This is a genomic window from Streptomyces pratensis, from assembly GCF_016804005.1.
Classification (GTDB): domain Bacteria; phylum Actinomycetota; class Actinomycetes; order Streptomycetales; family Streptomycetaceae; genus Streptomyces; species Streptomyces pratensis_A.
The window spans coordinates 2,587,178-2,605,445 of the sequence record NZ_CP051486.1; the positions used below are offsets into that span (position 1 = coordinate 2,587,178).

General features: G+C 73.5%; 11 protein-coding genes. 8 read left to right on the plus strand and 3 right to left on the minus strand.

Features of this window, described 5'->3' with window-relative positions; all coding sequences use genetic code 11:
* Position 1 precedes the first annotated feature (1 nt).
* The 7 genes from HED23_RS11145 to HED23_RS11175 all read left to right on the plus strand — a co-directional run bounded on the left by HED23_RS11145 (position 2) and on the right by HED23_RS11175 (position 12,415).
* Complete coding sequence (locus HED23_RS11145; RefSeq protein ID WP_203183233.1) at positions 2 to 346, plus strand: hypothetical protein; 345 nt, start codon at positions 2 to 4, stop codon at positions 344 to 346.
* On the plus strand, positions 343 to 720 hold the full coding sequence (locus tag HED23_RS11150; RefSeq protein ID WP_203183234.1) for a GPW/gp25 family protein: 378 nt from the start codon (positions 343 to 345) through the stop codon (positions 718 to 720). The genes HED23_RS11145 and HED23_RS11150 overlap by 4 nt, the downstream gene beginning before the upstream one ends.
* Positions 717 to 3,878: a putative baseplate assembly protein gene (locus HED23_RS11155; protein WP_203183235.1), complete on the plus strand. Its 3,162-nt coding sequence runs from the start codon at positions 717 to 719 to the stop codon at positions 3,876 to 3,878. The genes HED23_RS11150 and HED23_RS11155 overlap by 4 nt, the downstream gene beginning before the upstream one ends.
* Complete coding sequence (locus HED23_RS11160; RefSeq protein ID WP_203183236.1) at positions 3,875 to 7,636, plus strand: putative baseplate assembly protein; 3,762 nt, start codon at positions 3,875 to 3,877, stop codon at positions 7,634 to 7,636. The genes HED23_RS11155 and HED23_RS11160 overlap by 4 nt, the downstream gene beginning before the upstream one ends.
* Positions 7,637 to 7,658: 22 nt before the next feature.
* A complete protein-coding gene (locus tag HED23_RS11165) occupies positions 7,659 to 9,824 on the plus strand; it encodes a hypothetical protein (RefSeq protein ID WP_203183237.1) in 2,166 nt (721 codons plus the stop codon).
* 136 nt (positions 9,825 to 9,960) lie between these two features.
* Complete coding sequence (locus HED23_RS11170) at positions 9,961 to 11,502, plus strand: DUF6519 domain-containing protein (protein WP_203183238.1); 1,542 nt, start codon at positions 9,961 to 9,963, stop codon at positions 11,500 to 11,502.
* A 28-nt stretch (positions 11,503 to 11,530) separates the two neighbouring features.
* Positions 11,531 to 12,415, plus strand: a complete 885-nt coding sequence (locus tag HED23_RS11175; protein ID WP_203183239.1) for a peptidoglycan-binding protein — start codon at positions 11,531 to 11,533, stop codon at positions 12,413 to 12,415.
* Positions 12,416 to 12,499: 84 nt separating this feature from the next.
* Here HED23_RS11175 and HED23_RS11180 read toward each other — a convergent pair whose 3' ends face one another.
* Positions 12,500 to 14,914, minus strand: coding sequence for a GTPase-associated protein 1-related protein (locus HED23_RS11180; RefSeq protein WP_203183240.1), 2,415 nt, complete (start codon positions 14,912 to 14,914; stop codon positions 12,500 to 12,502).
* A 196-nt stretch (positions 14,915 to 15,110) separates the two neighbouring features.
* Here HED23_RS11180 and HED23_RS11185 point away from each other — a divergent pair, with 196 nt between their 5' ends.
* A complete protein-coding gene (locus tag HED23_RS11185; protein WP_203183241.1) occupies positions 15,111 to 15,947 on the plus strand; it encodes an alpha/beta fold hydrolase in 837 nt (278 codons plus the stop codon).
* A gap of 69 nt (positions 15,948 to 16,016) precedes the next feature.
* Here HED23_RS11185 and HED23_RS11190 read toward each other — a convergent pair whose 3' ends face one another.
* A complete protein-coding gene (locus HED23_RS11190) occupies positions 16,017 to 17,609 on the minus strand; it encodes an MFS transporter (RefSeq protein WP_203183242.1) in 1,593 nt (530 codons plus the stop codon).
* Positions 17,610 to 17,774: 165 nt separating this feature from the next.
* Complete coding sequence (locus HED23_RS11195) at positions 17,775 to 18,248, minus strand: MarR family winged helix-turn-helix transcriptional regulator (protein WP_203183243.1); 474 nt, start codon at positions 18,246 to 18,248, stop codon at positions 17,775 to 17,777.
* Between the last annotated feature and the right edge of the window lie 20 nt (positions 18,249 to 18,268).

The following is an 18,268-nucleotide window of genomic DNA, read 5'->3' on the forward strand; positions in this document are numbered from 1 at the left end:
CTTGTCCACCAGCTCAGGGACCATCGTCAGCGCCGCCGCGGCCCTCCACTGCCCGCACGGCGGCCGGGCCACCGCCGCCGCCTCCGGGCACGCCGCCGTGCGTCTGGACGGGCTGCCCGTGCACACCGTGTCGGACGCCTTCGTGGTGACCGGGTGCCCGCACACCGTCGGCGGTGTGCCGCACCCGTGCAGCACCGTCAGGTGGAGCCCCGGGAAGGACGGTGTGCGGGTCGACGGCGTACCCGTGCTGCTGCACACGAGTACGGCGCAGTGCTTCAGCGCGGCGCTCGTGCCTCAGGGGCCGCCGGTCGTGAACGCGGACCTGCGGGGGGTGACGTGCCGGTGAGGGCCGCACGCGGCGACATCGCGTTCCCGTTCCGCAGCGACCGGCGGGGGCGGACGGCGCACGCCAGGTACGACGAGCACGTGCGCGATCTGGTCGAGCAGTTGCTGTTCACCAGCCCGGGCGAGCGAGTCATGCGGCCCGACTTCGGCTGCGGCCTGCTGGACCTGGTCTTCACACCGAACAGCCCGGAGCTCGCTTCGGCCCTCGAACTGTCGGTGCAGGCCTCCCTGCAGCGCTGGCTGGGTGAGCTGATCGATGTGGAAGCCCTGGACGTGGTGAGCGAGGAGAACGTGGTCCGGGTGCATCTGAGCTATGTGGTGCGCTCCACCGGGAGCCGGCGCGACGACGTGTTCGAAGGGAGTGGACCCGCATGAGCGGCTCGGGCGGGGAGATGGTCTGCCGGACGGACGGCAGGCGGAGCAAGGTACGCGCGGCGCGGCTCCACGGCGTGGACGCGGTGGAGGTGGGGGACGACGGTGTGACGCTGACCGTCACCTTCCTGGGCAAGGCCCCGCACGGACTGTGTGCCGAGAACGTCCGTGTCGACGGCGGCCGCCGCATCACGGGGATCGAAGCGGTCGAGGTGACCGTGGAGAGGGAGGAGGACCCGGAGCTCGACGACCGGCTGCTCGTGACGGTCGACCGCACCGGGGACGCCTCGCGCTATTCGCTGTCGGTCGTGGAGGCCGATCCGTACGGCCGGCCGGGCACGGAGCCGTTCCCAGGTTTCGACCAGCGTTACTTCCGGGCGGAGTTCGGGTTCCCTGCGGACTGCCCCACACCCTTCGACTGCGCGGACCACTCCGTCGGCGGTGACCCGGGCCCCCGGGCCGAAGCACCCGTCATCGACTACACGGCGCGTGACTTCGACTCGGTGCGCAGGCTCATCCTGGACCGGCTCGCACTGACCACGCCCGACTGGGTGGAGCGCAACCCCGCCGACCTCGGTGTCACGCTCGTCGAACTGCTGGCGTACACGGCCGACCGGATCAGCTATCAGCAGGACGCGGTCGCGACGGAGGCATACCTCGACACCGCCCGCAGGCGGGTGTCGGTGCGCCGGCACGTACGGCTGATCGACTACCCGATGCACGACGGATGCAATGCCAGGGCCCTCGTCACCGTCGAGGTGACGAAGAGGCTGACGCTGTCGCCGGGCACGTTCCGCTTCGCCGCCGTCGACGTCCGCACGCCGGGGCTTCGCGACCGGCCCGGGACCGGCACCGTCGTCGAGGACCGCGAGCTGGCGTCGCTGGCCGAACGCGGTGCGGTGGAGGTGTTCGAGCCGGTGGTGGACACCGAGCCCGTCGAACTGCGGCCGGCGCACAACACCATCCGCTTCTGGACCTGGGGCGGCGAGCTGTGTGCCCTGCCGAGGGGAGCGGTGTCGGCGACGCTGCGGGACGGGTGGACCGACAAGAGGCGGGGGGCGCGCTCGCTGGCCCTGGCGCCGGGCGATCTGCTGGTGTTCGAGGAAGTACGCGGGGCGCGTTCGGGTATGCCGGGCGACGCGGATCCCTCGCACCGGCAGGCTGTACGGCTGACCTCGGTCACCCCGGGCGTGGACAGGCTGGCAGGCCAGCCTGTGCTGGAGGTCACCTGGGCCCGCCAGGACGCGCTCGCCTTCCCCGTGTGCCTCACGACGCGCGGCGGACCCGACTGCGCACCGGTGGCGGACGTGAGCGTCGCCCGGGGCAACGTGGTCCTCGTCGACCACGGCCGGTCGCTGACGTTCGGCGGGGCCCTGCCGGAGACGGTGGCCGTGCCCCCCGAGCCGGCCGTACCCGGCTCCTGCGAGCCGTCCGGCTCCGCTTGCGGGGAGGCCGGTGCGGGCAACGCGCCGGCCCTGCTCCTGGGCGAACGCCTGGAACAGACGCGGCGCGGGAAGCTGCTGACCGCCGAGCAGGTGAGGGAGCTTTCGGAGCTCGTCGGGGACGATCAGGTGACGCGTGCCGGGATCGGCCTGGAGCTCGCCGGCCGCCGGCGCGAGAAGGTCGTACCCGGCACGGCCTACGAACAGGCCGAGGCACTGGCGACACTGCTCGCGCAAGTGACGTATCCGGGCATCCGGCCCCGGTTCCGGCCCGTCCTCCAGCGCTCACCCGTCGTCCAGGCGGCGCCGTTCCCGCTGCCGGAACACGTATCGGCCGGGCAGGCCGACCGGCTGGCCGCCGTGCCCGGGCGGGTCCGGGAGCGGCTGGTGGAGCTGTGGCGCAGCGCCCGCGACCGCGACGGGCTGACCGAGGCCGAGATCGACGAGCTGACCGTGCTCTTCGGTCTGCGGGCGCTGGAGCACCTGGAGCTGCACCTCCACCCGGTACGCGCGCTGCGCGAACTCCTCCACCGCAGCGACCGGTTGCTGGCGGCGAAGCTGCGCAGGCTCCAGGTGCTGACGGCGCGCGCCAGGGCGGGCTCGGTGCTCGACGCCGGCATCGCCTGGGAGATCGCGCAGAGCTGGGGCCCCGCCCACGCGGCCGGACTGCGTCCGGACGAGCCGGTGCTCAGGGGCCCGGCCGCAGCCCTCGTCCAGGATCCGCGGGCCGCGCTGCCGGCGGTGACGGCCCTGGACGGCGACGAGGAGTGGACCGCGCGGCGGGACCTGCTCGGATCCGGTCACCGGGACCGGCACTTCGTCGGTGAGCTGGAGGACGACGGGCGGATCGCCCTGCGGTTCGGAGACGGTCGGCACGGCGCGGTGCCGCGCCCCGGCGCCCGCCTGGAGCTGCGCTACCGGCTCGGCGGCGGCACGGCCGGCAACGTCGGTGCGGAGGCCGTCAGCCATCTGGTGCTGCACCGCGACCCGGAGGCCGAGGACGCCGGGGAGGCGCTGCCGGTCGCGGGGGTGCGCAATCCGCTGCCGGCGGTGGGCGGCACGGATCCCGAACCGCTGGAGCAGGTGAGACAGCTGGCGCCGCTCGACCTGAGGCGCACCGTGCGGCGCGCGGTGACCGCGGAGGACTACGCGGCGCTGGCCTCCGCACTGCCGGGGGTGCAGCGGGCCGCCGCGGAGATCCGCTGGACCGGCTCGGTGCAGGAGGCACACGTCGCCGTCGACGCCCTGGGGGCCGGGGATCCGGGGCCCGAGCTGCTCGACTCGGTGGCTTACGCGCTGGAGCGCTACCGGCGGATCGGACACGACCTGGTTGTGGGAGCGGCGAACAGCGTCCCGCTGGACATCGAGCTGTCGGTGTGCGCTGAACCCGGCCACCAGCACGGGCAGATCCTGGCCGAGCTGTACCGGCTGCTCGGCAGCGGACGGCTGCGCGACGGGCGGCCCGGCTTCTTCCACCCCGACGCCCTCGTGTTCGGCGAACCGGTCCGGCTCAGCCGGCTGATGGCCGCCGCGGCGGCCGTGCAGGGGGTGCGGAGCGTCACGGTGACCCGGCTGCGGCGGCTCTTCGACGGGGACGGTACGGCCCTGGAGACGGGAGTGCTGCGGCTCGGCGCGCTGGAGGTCGCACGCTGCGACAACGACCCGGACCGTCCCGACAACGGGCGGCTGACCATCGAACTCGCCGGAGGTACCCGATGATCGGCGCGGGCAGCAGTGGCTGCGGCTGCGGTGGAAACGACGAACGACGGGCACCCGGCGCCCTGTACAACCCGCCGGGGCGCGAGGCACTCGACCACCGGGTGGGGGACTACGGCTCGTTCCTGGCGGCCATGGTGGACCGGCTCGCCTCCCCGGCCTACCCGGCGCTCGGGGGACTGACGGTCCGCACCCCGGACGATCCGGCGATCGGGCTGCTGGACTCCTGGGCCGTCATCGGCGACCTGCTGACGTTCCACTCCGAGCGGATCATGGACGAGGCGTACGTGCGCACCGCCGACGAGCACCGCTCGCTGGCGCTGCTCGGCCGGCTGGTGGGGCACCGTCCGAGGCCGGGCGTCGCCGCCGACACGCATCTCGCGTACACCCTGGACAGGGACCCGCGTGGCGTGGACGTGGAGGTGGTCGTCCCGCGCGGGGCGCGCAGCAACAGCGTTCCCCTGACTTCCGAGGAGGAGTCGCAGGTCTTCGAGACGGACGCCGATCTCGTGGCCCGGGCCTCGTGGAACGAACTGCAGGTGCGCCGGCGCAGGCCGGCGCTGCTGACCGGGCAGGACCTGACCCGGCGCTCCGAGATCCAGGTGTCGGGCACCACGACCGCTCTGCGGGCCGGGGACCGGCTGCTGTTCGTGCTCAAGGGACAGGGCGGTGACGGTGCCCCGGGGCAGCGGCTGCTCCGGACGGTGGCCCGGCTCCGTGTCGACCGTGAGGACGACGTGACGGGGATCGGGCTCCAGCAGTCCGCACCGCCGTCGCTGGGCGAACTGGTGGAGCTGCTGCGTGAGTGGATCACCGAGGACGAGCGCGCGGTCGAGGACGGCGAACCCACGCCCGACAACCCCAACCCGCGTCCGGTCAGCAGGTTCATCGCCGAGTTCGACGCGCAGGTGCTGGCCCCTCTGCGGGCCGGCCTGGACTCCGTCACCTCCCCGGCGGCCCTCGCGGCACGGCTGGCGGAGCCGCACGAGCGGCTGGCCGAGGCACAGGCACTCGCCCGTGCGCACGCCGATGTCGCCGCCTGGTTCGCGGAGTTGGAGGCGATGGTCGGCGAGATCGCCGCGCAGGCCGCTGAGCTGGAGCCCTCCCGGCCCGCGCACGCCACGCCGAGTGCCACCGCATCGGCGTCCGCGGCCCTGCGGGCGCTCGGCGCGGTGCTCCCCGCACTGCGCGGAGAGGACGTGAGGGCGCCCCGTGGCGGGACCCGGCCCGCGCACCCCGGCGCGCCGCCGGCCGCCCCGGGATCCGATCTGGGCGCACAGCTGCTCGCGGTGCTCGACCCCCGGATCGCCGACGGGATGTACCCGGCGTGGCGGCGGTCCGCCCCGACCGCACCGCCGCTCCTGCACGAGGTGCAGGCGATGAGGGTGACGGCCGCCCCGTTCGGGGCGACGGCTCCGATGAGGCCGGTGCAGGACGAGCGCGGGCGCGTGATCAGGCAGGCGGACTGGCCGCTCACCGGCTCGGCCCTGACGACGATGCGGGTGGTGTTCGACACGGCCGGCAAGGTCCCGGTGCGCGCGGAGTTCCAGCACACCGAGACGGGTTCGTCCGTCCAGCACTCGGAGAACCTGCCGTCGGAGGCGACCTTCGACCTGGGTCCCGGCCGGGTCGCGGTCATGACCCGGACCGCGCAGGACCACGATCTGAGCTGGCTGAACCGGCGGCCCGCCGACTCGCAGGAGCCGGGTGTCACCGCCCAGTTGCTCGACGGACTGCCCGAGCGGACCCTGTTCGTGTCCCGGCCCGCGGAAGACGGCCGCGTGCACGTCGCCGTGCACAACGGTGAGCCGAGGAGCTGGCGCCTGGCGCCCGGCGACCACCAGCAGATCAGGCACGAGGGCTACGAGCTGACGGTGCGCTACACGGTCGGCGGCGAACCCGCGAACGTGGTGATCGGCATCGCCACGGTGCCGGAGCCCGCCAACCGCCGGGTGATCGCCCTGGACTCCGTGCAGGACTCGGTCACGGCCGGCAGCTGGATCGTGATCGAGCGTCCCCGCAAGGGCGCGGCGGGACCGGACGGAATCCCGGGCGATCCGGCGCTCAGGTCCGTCACCACCAGGGTCACCTCCCTGCGCACCGCCGTGTACACCGACTTCGGTATCACCGGCCGCGGTACGGAGCTGACCCTGGCCGACCCCTGGCTCGACGAGCACGACGTACTGCTCTCCACCATCCGCGACGCCGTCGTGCACGCGGGCGGGCAGGCGCTGCGCCTCGCGGACGAGCCGCTCGCCGAGGACGTGCACGGCAACGAACTGGAACTGGCCGAGCTGTACGACGGGCTGCGCCCGGGGCGGCGGCTGGTCGTGTCCGGGGAGCGCACCGATGTCCCCGCCGCGCCCGCCACCGAACTGGTGACGATCGCGGGCGTCGAGCAGGTGCTCGACCCGCTGCTGCCCGGCGACCACGTGCACACGAGGCTGACCCTGACCACGGACCTGATCCACCGCTACCGGCGCGCCACCGTACGCGTACGGGGCAATGTCGTGGCGGCCAGTCACGGCGAGAGCAGGGAGGAGCCCATCGGCAACGGGAACGCGGACCTGGCCAATCAGACGTTCGCGCTCTGGCAGGCACCGCTGACCTGGCTGCCCGCCGACAACCCGCTGGGGGCGGCCCCGGTCCTCGACGTACGGGTCGACGGCCTGCTCTGGCACAGGGTGGACAGCCTCGCCGGACGCGGCCCGCGCGAGCGGGTCTACGTCTGCGGTGCGGCGGGCGGCAGGACGACGGTGACCTTCGGCGACGGGGTGCACGGCGCCCGGCTGCCCACCGGCCACGAGAACGTCCGGGCCCGCTACCGCTTCGGCACCGGGCGGGTGGCCGACGTCCGGGCCGACCGCGTCACCCAGGCTGTCACCCGGCCGCTGGGCGTCACCGGGGTCACCAACCCCCTGCCCGCGACGGGCGGCGCGGACGCGGACGGCCCCGGCAGGACCCGGTCCGCGATCCCGCTCGCGGTGTCCGCACTCGACCGGCTGGTGTCGGTCGCCGACTACGAGGACTTCGCCCGCTCCCGCGCCGGGATCGGACAGGCGGCGGCGCGCGAGCTCTTCGACGGCAGGCGGCGGGTGCTGCACGTCACCGTCGCCGGGGTCCAGGACATCCCGATCGCCGGGAACGCCGCGGTGCTCACCGCGCTGCGCTCCTCGCTCGCCCGGTACGGCGACTCCCGCCTGCCGGTACGGGTACAGGTGCGCGAACCGGTGCTGCTCCTCATCGGGGCCAAGGTGAAGGTGGCCAGGGACCACAGCTGGCAGACCGTCGAACCGATGCTGCGCCGGGCCCTGCTCAGCCGGTTCGGCAGCTCCCGGCGCGAGCTGGGCAGCCCCGCACACCTGTCCGACGTGCTGGTGACGGCCCACTCCGTGCCCGGTGTCGAACACGTGGACGTGGACGTCTTCGGCGGAGTGCCGGCTTCCCTCACCCCCGACGGTCTGCCCGCCCTCGCGGACACGCTCGCCGCACCGCGGACGACCGTCCCGGCACGGCTCGCCACGTACGACGAGGACGTGCACCGGGTGACCGCGCCGGAGGGCGAGACGCTCACCTCGGTCGCCGCCCGCCACAGCATCGCGCTCGGCGAACTCCTGCGGCTCAACCCGGACATCACCGGGACCCGGCGTCTGGAGAAGGGACGCGCGGTGTGCGTCTTCCGCGGGATCCGGCCCGCCCAGCTCGTCCTGCTCTCACCGGATGTCCCCGACACGCTGATTCTTGACGAGGTCACCGCATGAACACCCAGGAAGGGAGCGCCACATGAGCAGGGAACCGGACGGCCTCGCGGAGCTGCTCCCGCAGTGGCACAGGCTGCGGGACGCGGAGGGCGGGGAGCCGCTGAGAGCCCTGCTCGCGGTGATCGCCGAGCAGGCCGACCTGGTACGCGACGGAGTCGACCAGAGCTACGAGGACCTGTTCGTGGAGACGGCCGCGCCCTGGGTGCTGCCCTACCTCGGCGACCTCGTCGGCTACCGCCCGCTGCCCGGGTACGAGAGGGTCCGGTCGGCCGGACCGGGCGGACCGGAGGACGGAGAGGCCCGCGCCCGGCTCGCCGAGGCCCTGGCCCCGCGCCGGGACGTGGCTGCCACGGTCGCCAACCGCCGGCGCAAGGGCACCCTCGCCCTGCTGGAGGAGCTGGCCCAGGAGACCGCCGGGTGGCCGGCCAGGGCCGTGGAGTTCTCCCGGCTGGTCTCGCACCAGCAGCCGGTCCGGCTGTACGGGACGGGGGCGGCTGCCACCGACCTGCGCAGACTGGGACGCGGCGGGCAGGCCGACGTACGCGACGGCGCGCGACTGGACCTGGCGGGCGGGCCGTTCGACACGACGGCTCGGTCCGTGGACGTGCGCAGGGCCGGTTCACCACGCCGCAGGGGCGGCCATTCGCCGGCCGGGGCCGGCCTGTTCGTGTGGCGGCTGAAGCCGTACCGGGTGAGCCGGGCACCGGCGTACTGCGTCGACCGCGCCCGCAGCCTGTACACGTTCTCGATCCTCGGCAACGACTCCGCGCTGGTCACCCGCCCCGTACCGGAACCATCCGCCACACACGTCGCGACCATCGACAACGTGCCCGCGGACATCAGCAGGCGGCAGCTCGCCGACCGGCTCGCCGACCACTACGGGCCGGGCAAGAGCTTCACCGTCTGGCGCGACGGGCAGGACGAACCCGTGCCGATGTCGGACATCGTCGTGGCGGACCTGTCCGGCTGGCGCTACCGCCCCAAGCTCGGTCAGGTGGCCGTCGACCCGGTGCTGGGCCGGATCGCCTTCGGGTCCCGCTCGGCGCCCCGGCGCGGTGTCTGGGTCACCTACCACCACGCCTTCGGCGACGACACCGGCGGCGGCGAGTACCCGCGCGAGCGCGTCACCTCGCCCGCCGCCCGGATCTACCGGGTGGGCCCCGGCCAGGCCCACCAGCGGATCATGGGCGCGTACGAGCAGTGGCGCACCGACCGGCGTGCGGGGCACTGCGATGCCGAGGGCGTCATCGAGATCACGCACAGCGGCGCCTACCAGGAGCAGCTCGACTTCGACCTCGGCCGTGGCGACCGCCTGGAGCTGCGGGCGGCCGAGGGCTGCCGCCCGGTGATCCGGCTGCTCGACTGGTACAGCAACCGCCCCGACGCGCTCAACATCCGGGCACAGCAGGACACACGGCACGAGGGTGACGCCCCCCGGATCGTCCTGGACGGGCTTCTGGTCACCGGGCGTGGGCTCCATGTCAGCGGACCCGTCGGCGCGGTCGTGCTGCGCCACTGCACCCTGGTGCCCGGCTGGTCGCTGGAGACGGACTGCGGTCCGCACTCGCCCGAGGAGCCGAGCCTGGTCCTGGACCGGACCACCGCCTGCGTGTCCATCGACCGCAGCATCCTCGGCACCATCGAGGTGATCGGCGATGAGGTGAGCACGGACCCGCTGCCCATCCACATCCGCGACAGCGTCCTGGACGCCACCGGCCACGGTCTCCCGGCCCTGTCCGCCCCCGACTGCCGTCACGCGCACGCCGTGCTGCACGCGCACCGCACGACGGTCATCGGCGAGGTCCACACCCACGCGGTGCGGATCGCGGAGAACAGCGTCTTCACCGGGCGGCTGCGGGTGGCCAGGCGCGGCATCGGGTGCCTGCGGTTCTGCTACGTGCCGCCCGGCTCGCGCACCCCGCGCCGCCACCGCTGCCAGCCGGACCTGGTGGGTGCCGACCGGGCCGGGGAGGTGCGTCCGCTGCTGAGCAGCGAGCGCTACGGCACCCCGGGGTACGGGCGGCTCGCCGACGGCGGACCGTGGCAGATCCGGCGGGGCGCCGACGACGGCTCCGAGATGGGGGTCTTCCACCGGCTGTACGAACCGCAGCGCGAGGACAGCCTGCGGGCCAGGCTCGCCGAGTACACCCCGGCCGGGACGGACGCCGGGATCTTTCCGGTGACCTGACCTGACCTGACCTGACCTGACCTGACCTGACCTGACCTGACCTGACCCGACCCGACCCGACCCGGCCTGGGCCGGCGCGGCCCCGCCGGCCCCGATCTCTTCCGAACCGACGCACTTCCGAGGGGGACCCCTTCCCATGCACGCAGATCTCTCCCGCGACACCTTCCGGCCCGACCGGCACTACGCGGCGGTCCTCGCCCAGCAGGGCCGGGTCCAACTGGACGCCGACGCCAACGAACAGGCCGCGATCCAGCTGCACCGGGCCCGGACCACCACCGCCGACCTGATCGGACAGCACGGCGGCCCGCTCGGCGCGGCCGGATTCGAGGTCGGCTTCCTGGGCGGCAGCCGGGAGCTCGACGACCTCTCGATCGGCGGCGGCCGCTACTACGTCGACGGGATCCTGCTGGACGCGACCCGCCCGGAATCCGGTGTCCCGGCCGAGGAGGACGCCGCCGAGGGCGCGCGGACCCCGGCGACCTGGACCTACTGGGAACAGCCGGACGGCCACCGGGACCCGGAGCGCCCCGGCGACCGGCTGCCCACCCGGTTCCCGTACCTCGCCTGCCTCAAGGTGTGGGAGCGTTCGGTGACCGCGGCCGAGGACCCGCTGCTGCGCGAGGTCGCACTCGGGCCCGCGATGCCCGACACGTCGGCGCGTATCAAGACCGTCTGGCAGGTCCTGCCGCTGCCCGGTTCCCAGCTGGAGCTGGAGGACGGGGCGACCAAGGACCAGGTGCGCGAGGCGTTCGCGCGGTGGTCGGCCGGGCAGGCGCCGACCGCGCGGATGGCGGCGCGCAGCGAGCGTCCGGAGCACGCGGACGAGGACCCCTGCCCGGTGGCGCCGGACGCCCGCTACCGGGGCCCGGAGAACCAGATGTACCGCGTGGAGATCCACGACGGCGGCCCCGCGGAGGACGCGACCTTCAAGTGGTCCCGGGAGAACGGCGCCGTGACCCTTCCGGTCGACGAACTCGACGGAACCTGGGTGGAACTGGCGTCGCTCGGCAACGACGACAAGCTCGGTCCGAACGTCGGTGACCAGGTGGAGTTCGTCGACACCGGCTACACCAGCAGGGGTGAGCCGCTGCCGCTGCTGCGGGTCGAGGAGATCGACCTGCCGGGACGGCGCGTACGGCTCTCGGACGAGCCGCACCCCTCGGTCGGGCGGCTCCCCGGACTCCACCCGTTCCTGAGGCGCTGGGACCAGCGTGCCGGATCCGGCCACGGGGCCGGGAGCGGCCACGCGAAGCAGACGGCCGCGCGGCTGCGGGGCGGCGCGGTCCGGATCGAGGAGGGCTGCTGGCTGAAGCTGGAGGACGGCGTGTCCGTGTACTTCGCGCCGGGCGGGACCTACCGGTCCGGGGACTTCTGGACCGTTCCGGCCCGCACGGCCACGGGCGGTGTCGAGTGGCCGGCGGACGCGGCCCGCCGCCCGCTGTTGCAGTCCCCGAAGGGCATCCGGGTCCACTACGCGCCGCTGGCCTGGGTGCTGGGGGAGGGGTCCGTCGCGGACCTCCGGATGACGTTCGCGCCCCTGGCCGCCGCCGTCCCCGCGGCGGACGAGGAGGAGCTCGCCGCGGAGGCCGAGGCGGAGGCAGAGGCAAAGGCGGCGGAGACCGCCGGTTCGGAGGGCCGGACGGCGGGGCAGGACGACGAGGGACAGCCCGAGAACTGACGCACCACCTGGGTAAAGGAGCACCACGATGGCAACGCCTCTGTCCGCCGACAAACTGCTCAAGGCCCTGCGGGCCGAGGGTCTGCACGTCGTCGAGCACCGGAGCTGGCGCACACACAACCGTAACCACAAGGGTTCCTGGGGCCCTGTCTACGGGGTGATGATCCATCACACCGTGACCTCGGGCACCCAGAGCTCCGTGGAGCTCTGCTACAACGGCCATTCGAGCCTGCCGGGCCCCCTGTGCCACGGAGTGATCGCCAAGGACGGCTCGGTCCACCTGGTCGGCCACGGTCGCGCCAACCACGCCGGACTCGGCGACGACGACGTCCTGCGTGCGGTGATCAACGAAACGGCACTGCCCGCCGACAACGAGGCCAACACCGACGGCAACCGCTCCTTCTACGGCTTCGAGTGCGTCAACCTCGGCGACGGGAAGGACCCGTGGCCCGCCGCCCAGCTGGAGGCCATCGAGAAGGCGGCCGCCGCGATCTGCCGGGCGCACGGCTGGAACCAGCGCTCGGTGATCGGTCACAAGGAGTGGCAGCCGGGAAAGATCGACCCGCGCGGGTTCACGATGGACTCGATGCGCGGCAGGGTCGGAACCCGCCTTCGAGGCGAGCCGGACGGTCCGTCGAAGCCGCCCGCCCCCAAACCCCCGGCGAAGTACGAGCCGTTCCCCGGTGCCGCGTACTTCCGGGTGGGGCGGCGCAGCGCCGTCGTCACCGCGATGGGAAAGAGACTCGTGGCCGAGGGCTGCGGAAGGTACGAGGTGGGCCCGGGCCCCGACTGGTCGGAGGCGGACCGCAAGTCCTACGCCGCATGGCAGCGCAAGCTGGGGTACTCGGGGAGCGGGGCGGACGGCATCCCGGGCAAAGCCAGCTGGGACAGACTCAAGGTTCCCAACGTCTGATCCCCCGTCGTGACGCCGGGTGGGCGGCCCTCCTCCCGTCGAGGCCGCCCGCCCGGCCGTACGTCCGCGCGACGCTGCGGGCGGTCACCCCCGCCGCACCCGGCCCACGATCCTTCTGCCGAGTCGCCCGATCGAGCGGGACGGCCTGTTCCACGCGCGGAAGGCGTCGAGGGTGCGACTGCTCCCCTCCTGCTCCACGGCCTGCTCCACCGCGGCGAGACCGTCGGGCGACAGGGCGCGGACCACGGGGCGCAGCACCTCCGCCAGCAGGGCGGTCCTGGTCCGGGTCCAGTCGGTGCCCGCGTGCGGGTGGGCGTTCCACACGGTGAAGCAGTCCGCCACGTAGGCGGGATCCTCCCGCAGCAGCGCCGTGACGTCATCCCGGCGGGCGGCCGCGCCGTACGCGGCGATCAGGGCCTCGTCCTCGCTGTGGACGAACGTGTACAGCTCCTCCTCGGGCCTGCCGGGAGCGAGCAGCCGCTCGGCCAGGGCGCCGAGGGCGTGCTCCAGGGCCAGGGGCCCGGCCTGCTCGGCGCGGCCGCGCAGCGTCCGGACGCGGTCCGTCCAGCCGGGCTCCACCGCCCCGGAGCGCATGTCCCGGGCGAAGTCCAGCAGCATCAGGCAGGCGCGTGCCCGGCCGTCGAGCTCCTGCGGGAAGCCGCGCAGCAGGTCGTGGGCGAGGCCGGGGGCGTCCTCGTCGCCGAGTGGCGCGGCGAGAGCGGCGTCGACGAGGCGCGCCCAGGTGCCGGCCGTCCGGTGGGCGTCCGACGTGGTCTCGCCCAGCAGCGACCGGGCCTCACCCGCCGTCGGGGTGTCCTCGCCCCACACCAGGCCGACAGCGGTCCGCAGCACCATCGGCTCGGCGAACGGGGACATGCCCGCCGCGCGCAGCACCGTGTGCAGCACCTCCACCCGGTCCGCGCCCCGCGCCTTCGCGCCAGGGGCCTCGGCGCACATCCGCAGATGCGGCAGAGTCTGTGTCCCGGTGAACGGCAGGGACACCCGGATCAGCAGCCGTTCCGTGTCCGCGGGGTGGTCCGGAGCGATCCGGTCCAGCTCACCCAGGAGCGCCGTACGCACGTCGAACTGCTCGTCAAGGAGGTCCGGAAGCGCGCGGCACGCGCCCTCCTCCGGGTCGTCGAGCAGGGCGCGGGCGAGCCGGACCACGACTCCGGGAAGCAGCTCGGTGAGGTCGACGCCGAGCAGCCGGGCGATCCGCAGCAGCTGCACGGTCCGTGCGACACCCGGGGACACCCCTGCGGCGAGCTCGGCCAGCAGCTCGGCACCGAGCTCCTCGACCAGCGCCGCGAGCGCCCGTTCCCCCGCGGGCTCGTCGAAAGCCGATCGCGCGGGCGGCTCCAGCGTCACGTCGCCGCCACGCACCGCCTCCGTCACCAGCAGCGCTGCCAGCGGCGCGGTGACGGCGGCGGGGCAGCGGCCGTCGAGCGCCGTCAGCAGCCGGAGCGCCGCGGCGCACTCCGCCGCCGTGCGGTCGTCGGCGGGCGCGGTCAGCGCGTCGGTCAGCTGCCTGGTGCGCTTCTCGTCCAGCGCATAGGGCCGCTCGGCCGCCCAGTCGGCCGCCGCGGCCCGCTCACCGGAACCGAGAGCGATGCCTGCGCCGAGCGCCGTGACGGCGAGGGGCCCGGCGGCGAAGGGCTCGCCCGGCAGGTCCGCCGCCTCCTGGAAGAGCTGGGGCGACCGGCTGCGCCATATCCGGGCGGCGGTCCCCGCCCAGGCGTCGTCCACGGTCCCGGACGGGCGCGGGCCCGACGCGGCGTGCACGCGGAAGCGGGGATCGCGGGCGTCGGGCGCGTCCTCGGGAAGGACACCGATGACCTGGTGCGCGGTGCGGCCCGGATGCCGGGTGTACGTGGTGAAGGTCAGCCGTTCGGCGTGCTCCGGAGGCAGTACGGCGACGGCCAGCGCGACCCAGCGGGCCACGTCCGCGCTCTGCCGCTCCACGAGCACGACCGGGGGCGCGGACGGGTCCTCGCTCACGCGGCGCAGATCGCTCAGTACGGCGGCGAGCCACGGACTGCGGGACACCGCGAAGTCGCCGAGGCCTTCCCGGGTGAGCCCCCGCGAGGGGCCGTGCGCAGTGGACAGCGAGGTCAGGGGATCGGACGGCATGCGGTCCGGTGTCACGGAGAGCCACCCGGCGGCACCCCACGCGGCGACCGGGAGCATCCGGCCCGGTATCGGTGTGCCGGGCGGAAGGTGCACGGCGTGGGCATGGAATCCGCCCGCGCCCGTGGCCACGGTACGGCTGAGCAGATGACTGCCGTCGGAGAGCGCGACGTAGCCGAACGCCACGGGCAGCGCGCGGAGTCGGGCGTCGGAGAGCCGCTCGGGAGTGCCTGCCGGTGCCTCGTACGCCAGAAGCGGTGCGGCCTCGGCGCGCACCGGCCCGGGTATCGCGGCGGAGGCGGCGGTGAACCGGCCGCCGGTCTCCCCGTCGCCGGCCGCGGCGGAGGTGTAGTGCAACTGCGGGAGGCTCATGCGTTGGCCCTCATCGTCCCTGCCACGTGCGTCCCCGTCACGCGCACCGGCCGCCGCTCGCCGCCCTGTCGGTGCGGCCCGGCCCGGCGGAGCGACGACCCCGGCGGGGAGCTTTCCGTAGTCGTGCGGGCGACGCTATCAAGCCCTGACGCCCCGTTGGGCCCCACACCGTACGAGGACGCCCTAGGTTGGGCCCATGGCCGAGTTGACGCTTTCCGCGGGAGTGGTGGAGTACGAGGACACGGGCGGCGACGGGCCCGTGGTGGTCCTCCTGCACGGGGTGGCGATGAACGGTTCGCTGTGGCGCACCGTCGTCCGCGGGCTGCGCCCCGATTTCCGTTGTGTCGTGCCCACGCTGCCGCTGGGCTCCCACCGCAGGCCGATGCGTCCTGACGCCGATCTGACGGTTCTCGGAGTGGCCCACCTGGTGGCGGAGTTCCTGGAGGAGCTGGACCTCCAGGACGTCACCCTGGTGATGAGCGACTGGGGCGGGGCGCAGGCCCTCGTCGCGGAGGGCAGGGACCAGCGGATCGGCAGGCTGGTGATCACGTCCTGCGAGGCGTTCGACAACTACCCGCCCGGCCTGCCCGGCCGCAATCTCGTCACCGCGGCCAGAATGCCCGGCGGGCTGCGGCTCGCCTTCGCCCTGCTGAAGCTGAAGCCCATGCGCAGACTCCCCCTGACCTGGGGGTGGATGAGCAAGCGGCCGGTCCCGCACGACGTCATGGACGAGTGGTTCCGGCCGTTGTGGACCTCCGCCGCGATCCGGCGGGACCTGCGGGCCTACGTGCTGGGGGTACCGCCCGACGAGGAGCTCCTGGCGTGGGCGGAGGCGCTGCGCACGTTCGACCGTCCCGCGCTCGTCGTCTGGGCCGCCGAGGACAAGGTCATGCCGCCCGCCCACGGCCGGAGGCTGGCGGAGATGCTGCCCAAGGGCGAACTCGTGGAGATCGCCGACAGCTTCACCCTCATCCCCGAGGACCAGCCCGAGCTGCTGACCGAGGCCATCAGGACTTTCGTACCGCTGTCGTGACGAAGCCCGGACGGGTGCGGGCGCGCGTCCTCGCGCTCCGGCACCCGGCCGGGCCTGCCGGACGGGTCCTCAGTCCTGCGCGCCCTCCGGTCCGGTGCGACGGCGCATACCGAACCCGGCCAGCAGGGCGCCGACGACGCACAGGACCGCGGTGACGAGCACGGCGGAGTGCACACCGTTCATGAACGCGTTGCCGCTGCCCTCGATCACGGCGGCCTTCAGCTGCGCGGGCATGTCGGCCGACACGGGGGAGACCCCCATGGACACCGCGTCCTTGGCCTCTTCGAAGCCGGCCGCCGTGTTCGCCGGGACCCCGGCTGAGGTCAGCTCGCCTGTGAGGGTCGAGCCCACCTTGCCGCTGATCAGCGACACCAGCACGGAGGTGCCGAGCGCGCCGCCGATCTGCAGCGAGGTGGCCTGAAGACCTCCTGCCACACCCCCGTCCTTCCTCGGCGCGTTGCCGACGATGGCGTCGGAGGACGCGGACATCACCATGCCGACGCCCAGTCCGATGGCGAGGAACGGCGGCCACATCGCGGCGAACGCGGAACCGGCGTCCCAGGTCAGCATCCACAGTGAGGCCGCCGCCTGGAGGACCATGCCGACCGGCATGGTCAGCCGCGGGCCGAAGCGCTGGGTCAGGGCGGCGCCGAGCGGTGCAGCCACCACCGTGGCCAGGCTGAACGGCAGGGTGCGGACACCGGCCTCGACGGGGGAGAAGCCCCGCACGTTCTGCAGGTACAGCATCACGAAGAAGATGACACCGAGCATCACGAAGAAGTTGATCGCGGTGACGATCGTGCCGATGGTCAGCGAACGGTTGCGGAAGAGGCGCATCGGCAGCAGCGGGTGCTCCTGGCGTGTCTCGTACCAGCAGAAGACGGCCAGCACGGCGAGGCCCGCTGCGATCGATCCCAGCGTTCCGCCCGAGGTCCAGCCCCAGGTCTCCCCCTTGACGACGCCGAAGATCAGGGCGACCAGGCCGATGGAGAGCAGGATCACGCCGGGCACGTCGAAGCGGTGGTTCCCGGTGGAGTCCTTGCTCTTCGGAAGGACGAACAGGCTGAAGACCAGCGCGAAGACGCCGATGGGAGCGTTGATGTAGAACACCGACTCCCAGTTGACGTGTTCGATGAGCAGACCGCCGACGATCGGACCGAGCGCGGTGGAGCAGGACGCCACCATGGCCCACAGACCCACGGCCATGCCGAACTTCTGGGGCGGGAACACCGCGCGCAGGAGGCCGAGGGTGTTGGGGATCAGCAGTGCGCCGAAGAGGCCCTGGACGGCACGGAAGGCGATGACGCCCTCGATGGAACCGGAGAGGGCGATCGCGACCGAGGCCAGGGTGAAGCCGACGGTGCCGACCATGTAGACGGTGTGCCGCCCGAGGCGGTCACCGAGCTTGCCGCCGAGTATCAGCAGTGCGGCCATGGCGATCAGATAGGCGTTGGTGACCCATTGCAGGTCGGCGGTGGACGCGTTCAGGTCCCGGCCGATCTCCGGGTTGGCGATCGCGACGACCGAACCGTCGAGGTTGACCATGAAAAGGCCGATGGCGACGGCGATCAGCGTCAGCCAGGGATTGGCGCGCCTGCCCCTGGGCAGGTCGGGTGGACTGCCTTCGGTCAGGGAGGAGGTGTCCACGGTGGTGGAGGACATGCGGAAGCCTTGTCTGTGAAACTTCGGAATGACGAGAAGACGTGCCTCGGCCGCGCCGACAGTGCCGCGGCGGGGGCACATGGCCGCATCCGGACGCAGCCGTGCCCGGCGAACCGGCCGCGGCGGTGCCCGTAGCTCCTGCCGAGGGTGTGCTCGGTGGCGGAGTCAGCCGGCGGGGGAGTGGAGGTGCCCGTTCAATGACGTCAGCGCGCCCAGGGCGGCACCGAGAGCATCCAGCTCTCCCTCGGTGAGGGTGCGCAGCGCGCGTGCCAGGTGGGCTTCCTTGATGCTCCGCGCCTCGGCTAGCCGCTCCCGGGCCGTGGGCGTCGGGTGCAGATGGGCGACCCGCTTGTCGGCCGTGTCCTGCCTGCGCTCCAGCAGCCCCAGGTCGGTCAGCTGGGAGACGAGGGCGCTGACGTTGTTGGGCTTCATCAGCAGGGCTCCGGCCGCCTCGCGGACGGTGATCCCCTCGTGCTCCTCGACGAGGAACAACAGCGCCATCTGGCCGTCGGGGAGCCGGGGATGGGGGAACTCGTGCGCGACCCTCCGCTCCAGACCCCGGTGCAGCGCAGGCAGGGACGCCACGAGCGCGGAGGCTACGTGGGCGAGGTCCTGGCCGGGCGTGGTGGGATCGGGCACGCACGCAGCATAGGTACTGA

Bases quoted from the DNA above. Each gene is read 5' to 3' on its own strand.
- HED23_RS11175 (WP_203183239.1), top strand. From the start codon at position 11,531: ATGGCAACGCCTCTGTCCGCCGACAAACTGCTCAAGGCCCTGCGGGCC.
- HED23_RS11190 (WP_203183242.1), bottom strand. From the start codon at position 17,609: ATGTCCTCCACCACCGTGGACACCTCCTCCCTGACCGAAGGCAGTCCA.
- HED23_RS11155 (WP_203183235.1), top strand. From the start codon at position 717: ATGAGCGGCTCGGGCGGGGAGATGGTCTGCCGGACGGACGGCAGGCGG.
- HED23_RS11170 (WP_203183238.1), top strand. From the start codon at position 9,961: ATGCACGCAGATCTCTCCCGCGACACCTTCCGGCCCGACCGGCACTAC.
- HED23_RS11185 (WP_203183241.1), top strand. From the start codon at position 15,111: ATGGCCGAGTTGACGCTTTCCGCGGGAGTGGTGGAGTACGAGGACACG.
- HED23_RS11180 (WP_203183240.1), bottom strand. From the start codon at position 14,914: ATGAGCCTCCCGCAGTTGCACTACACCTCCGCCGCGGCCGGCGACGGG.
- HED23_RS11160 (WP_203183236.1), top strand. From the start codon at position 3,875: ATGATCGGCGCGGGCAGCAGTGGCTGCGGCTGCGGTGGAAACGACGAA.
- HED23_RS11165 (WP_203183237.1), top strand. From the start codon at position 7,659: ATGAGCAGGGAACCGGACGGCCTCGCGGAGCTGCTCCCGCAGTGGCAC.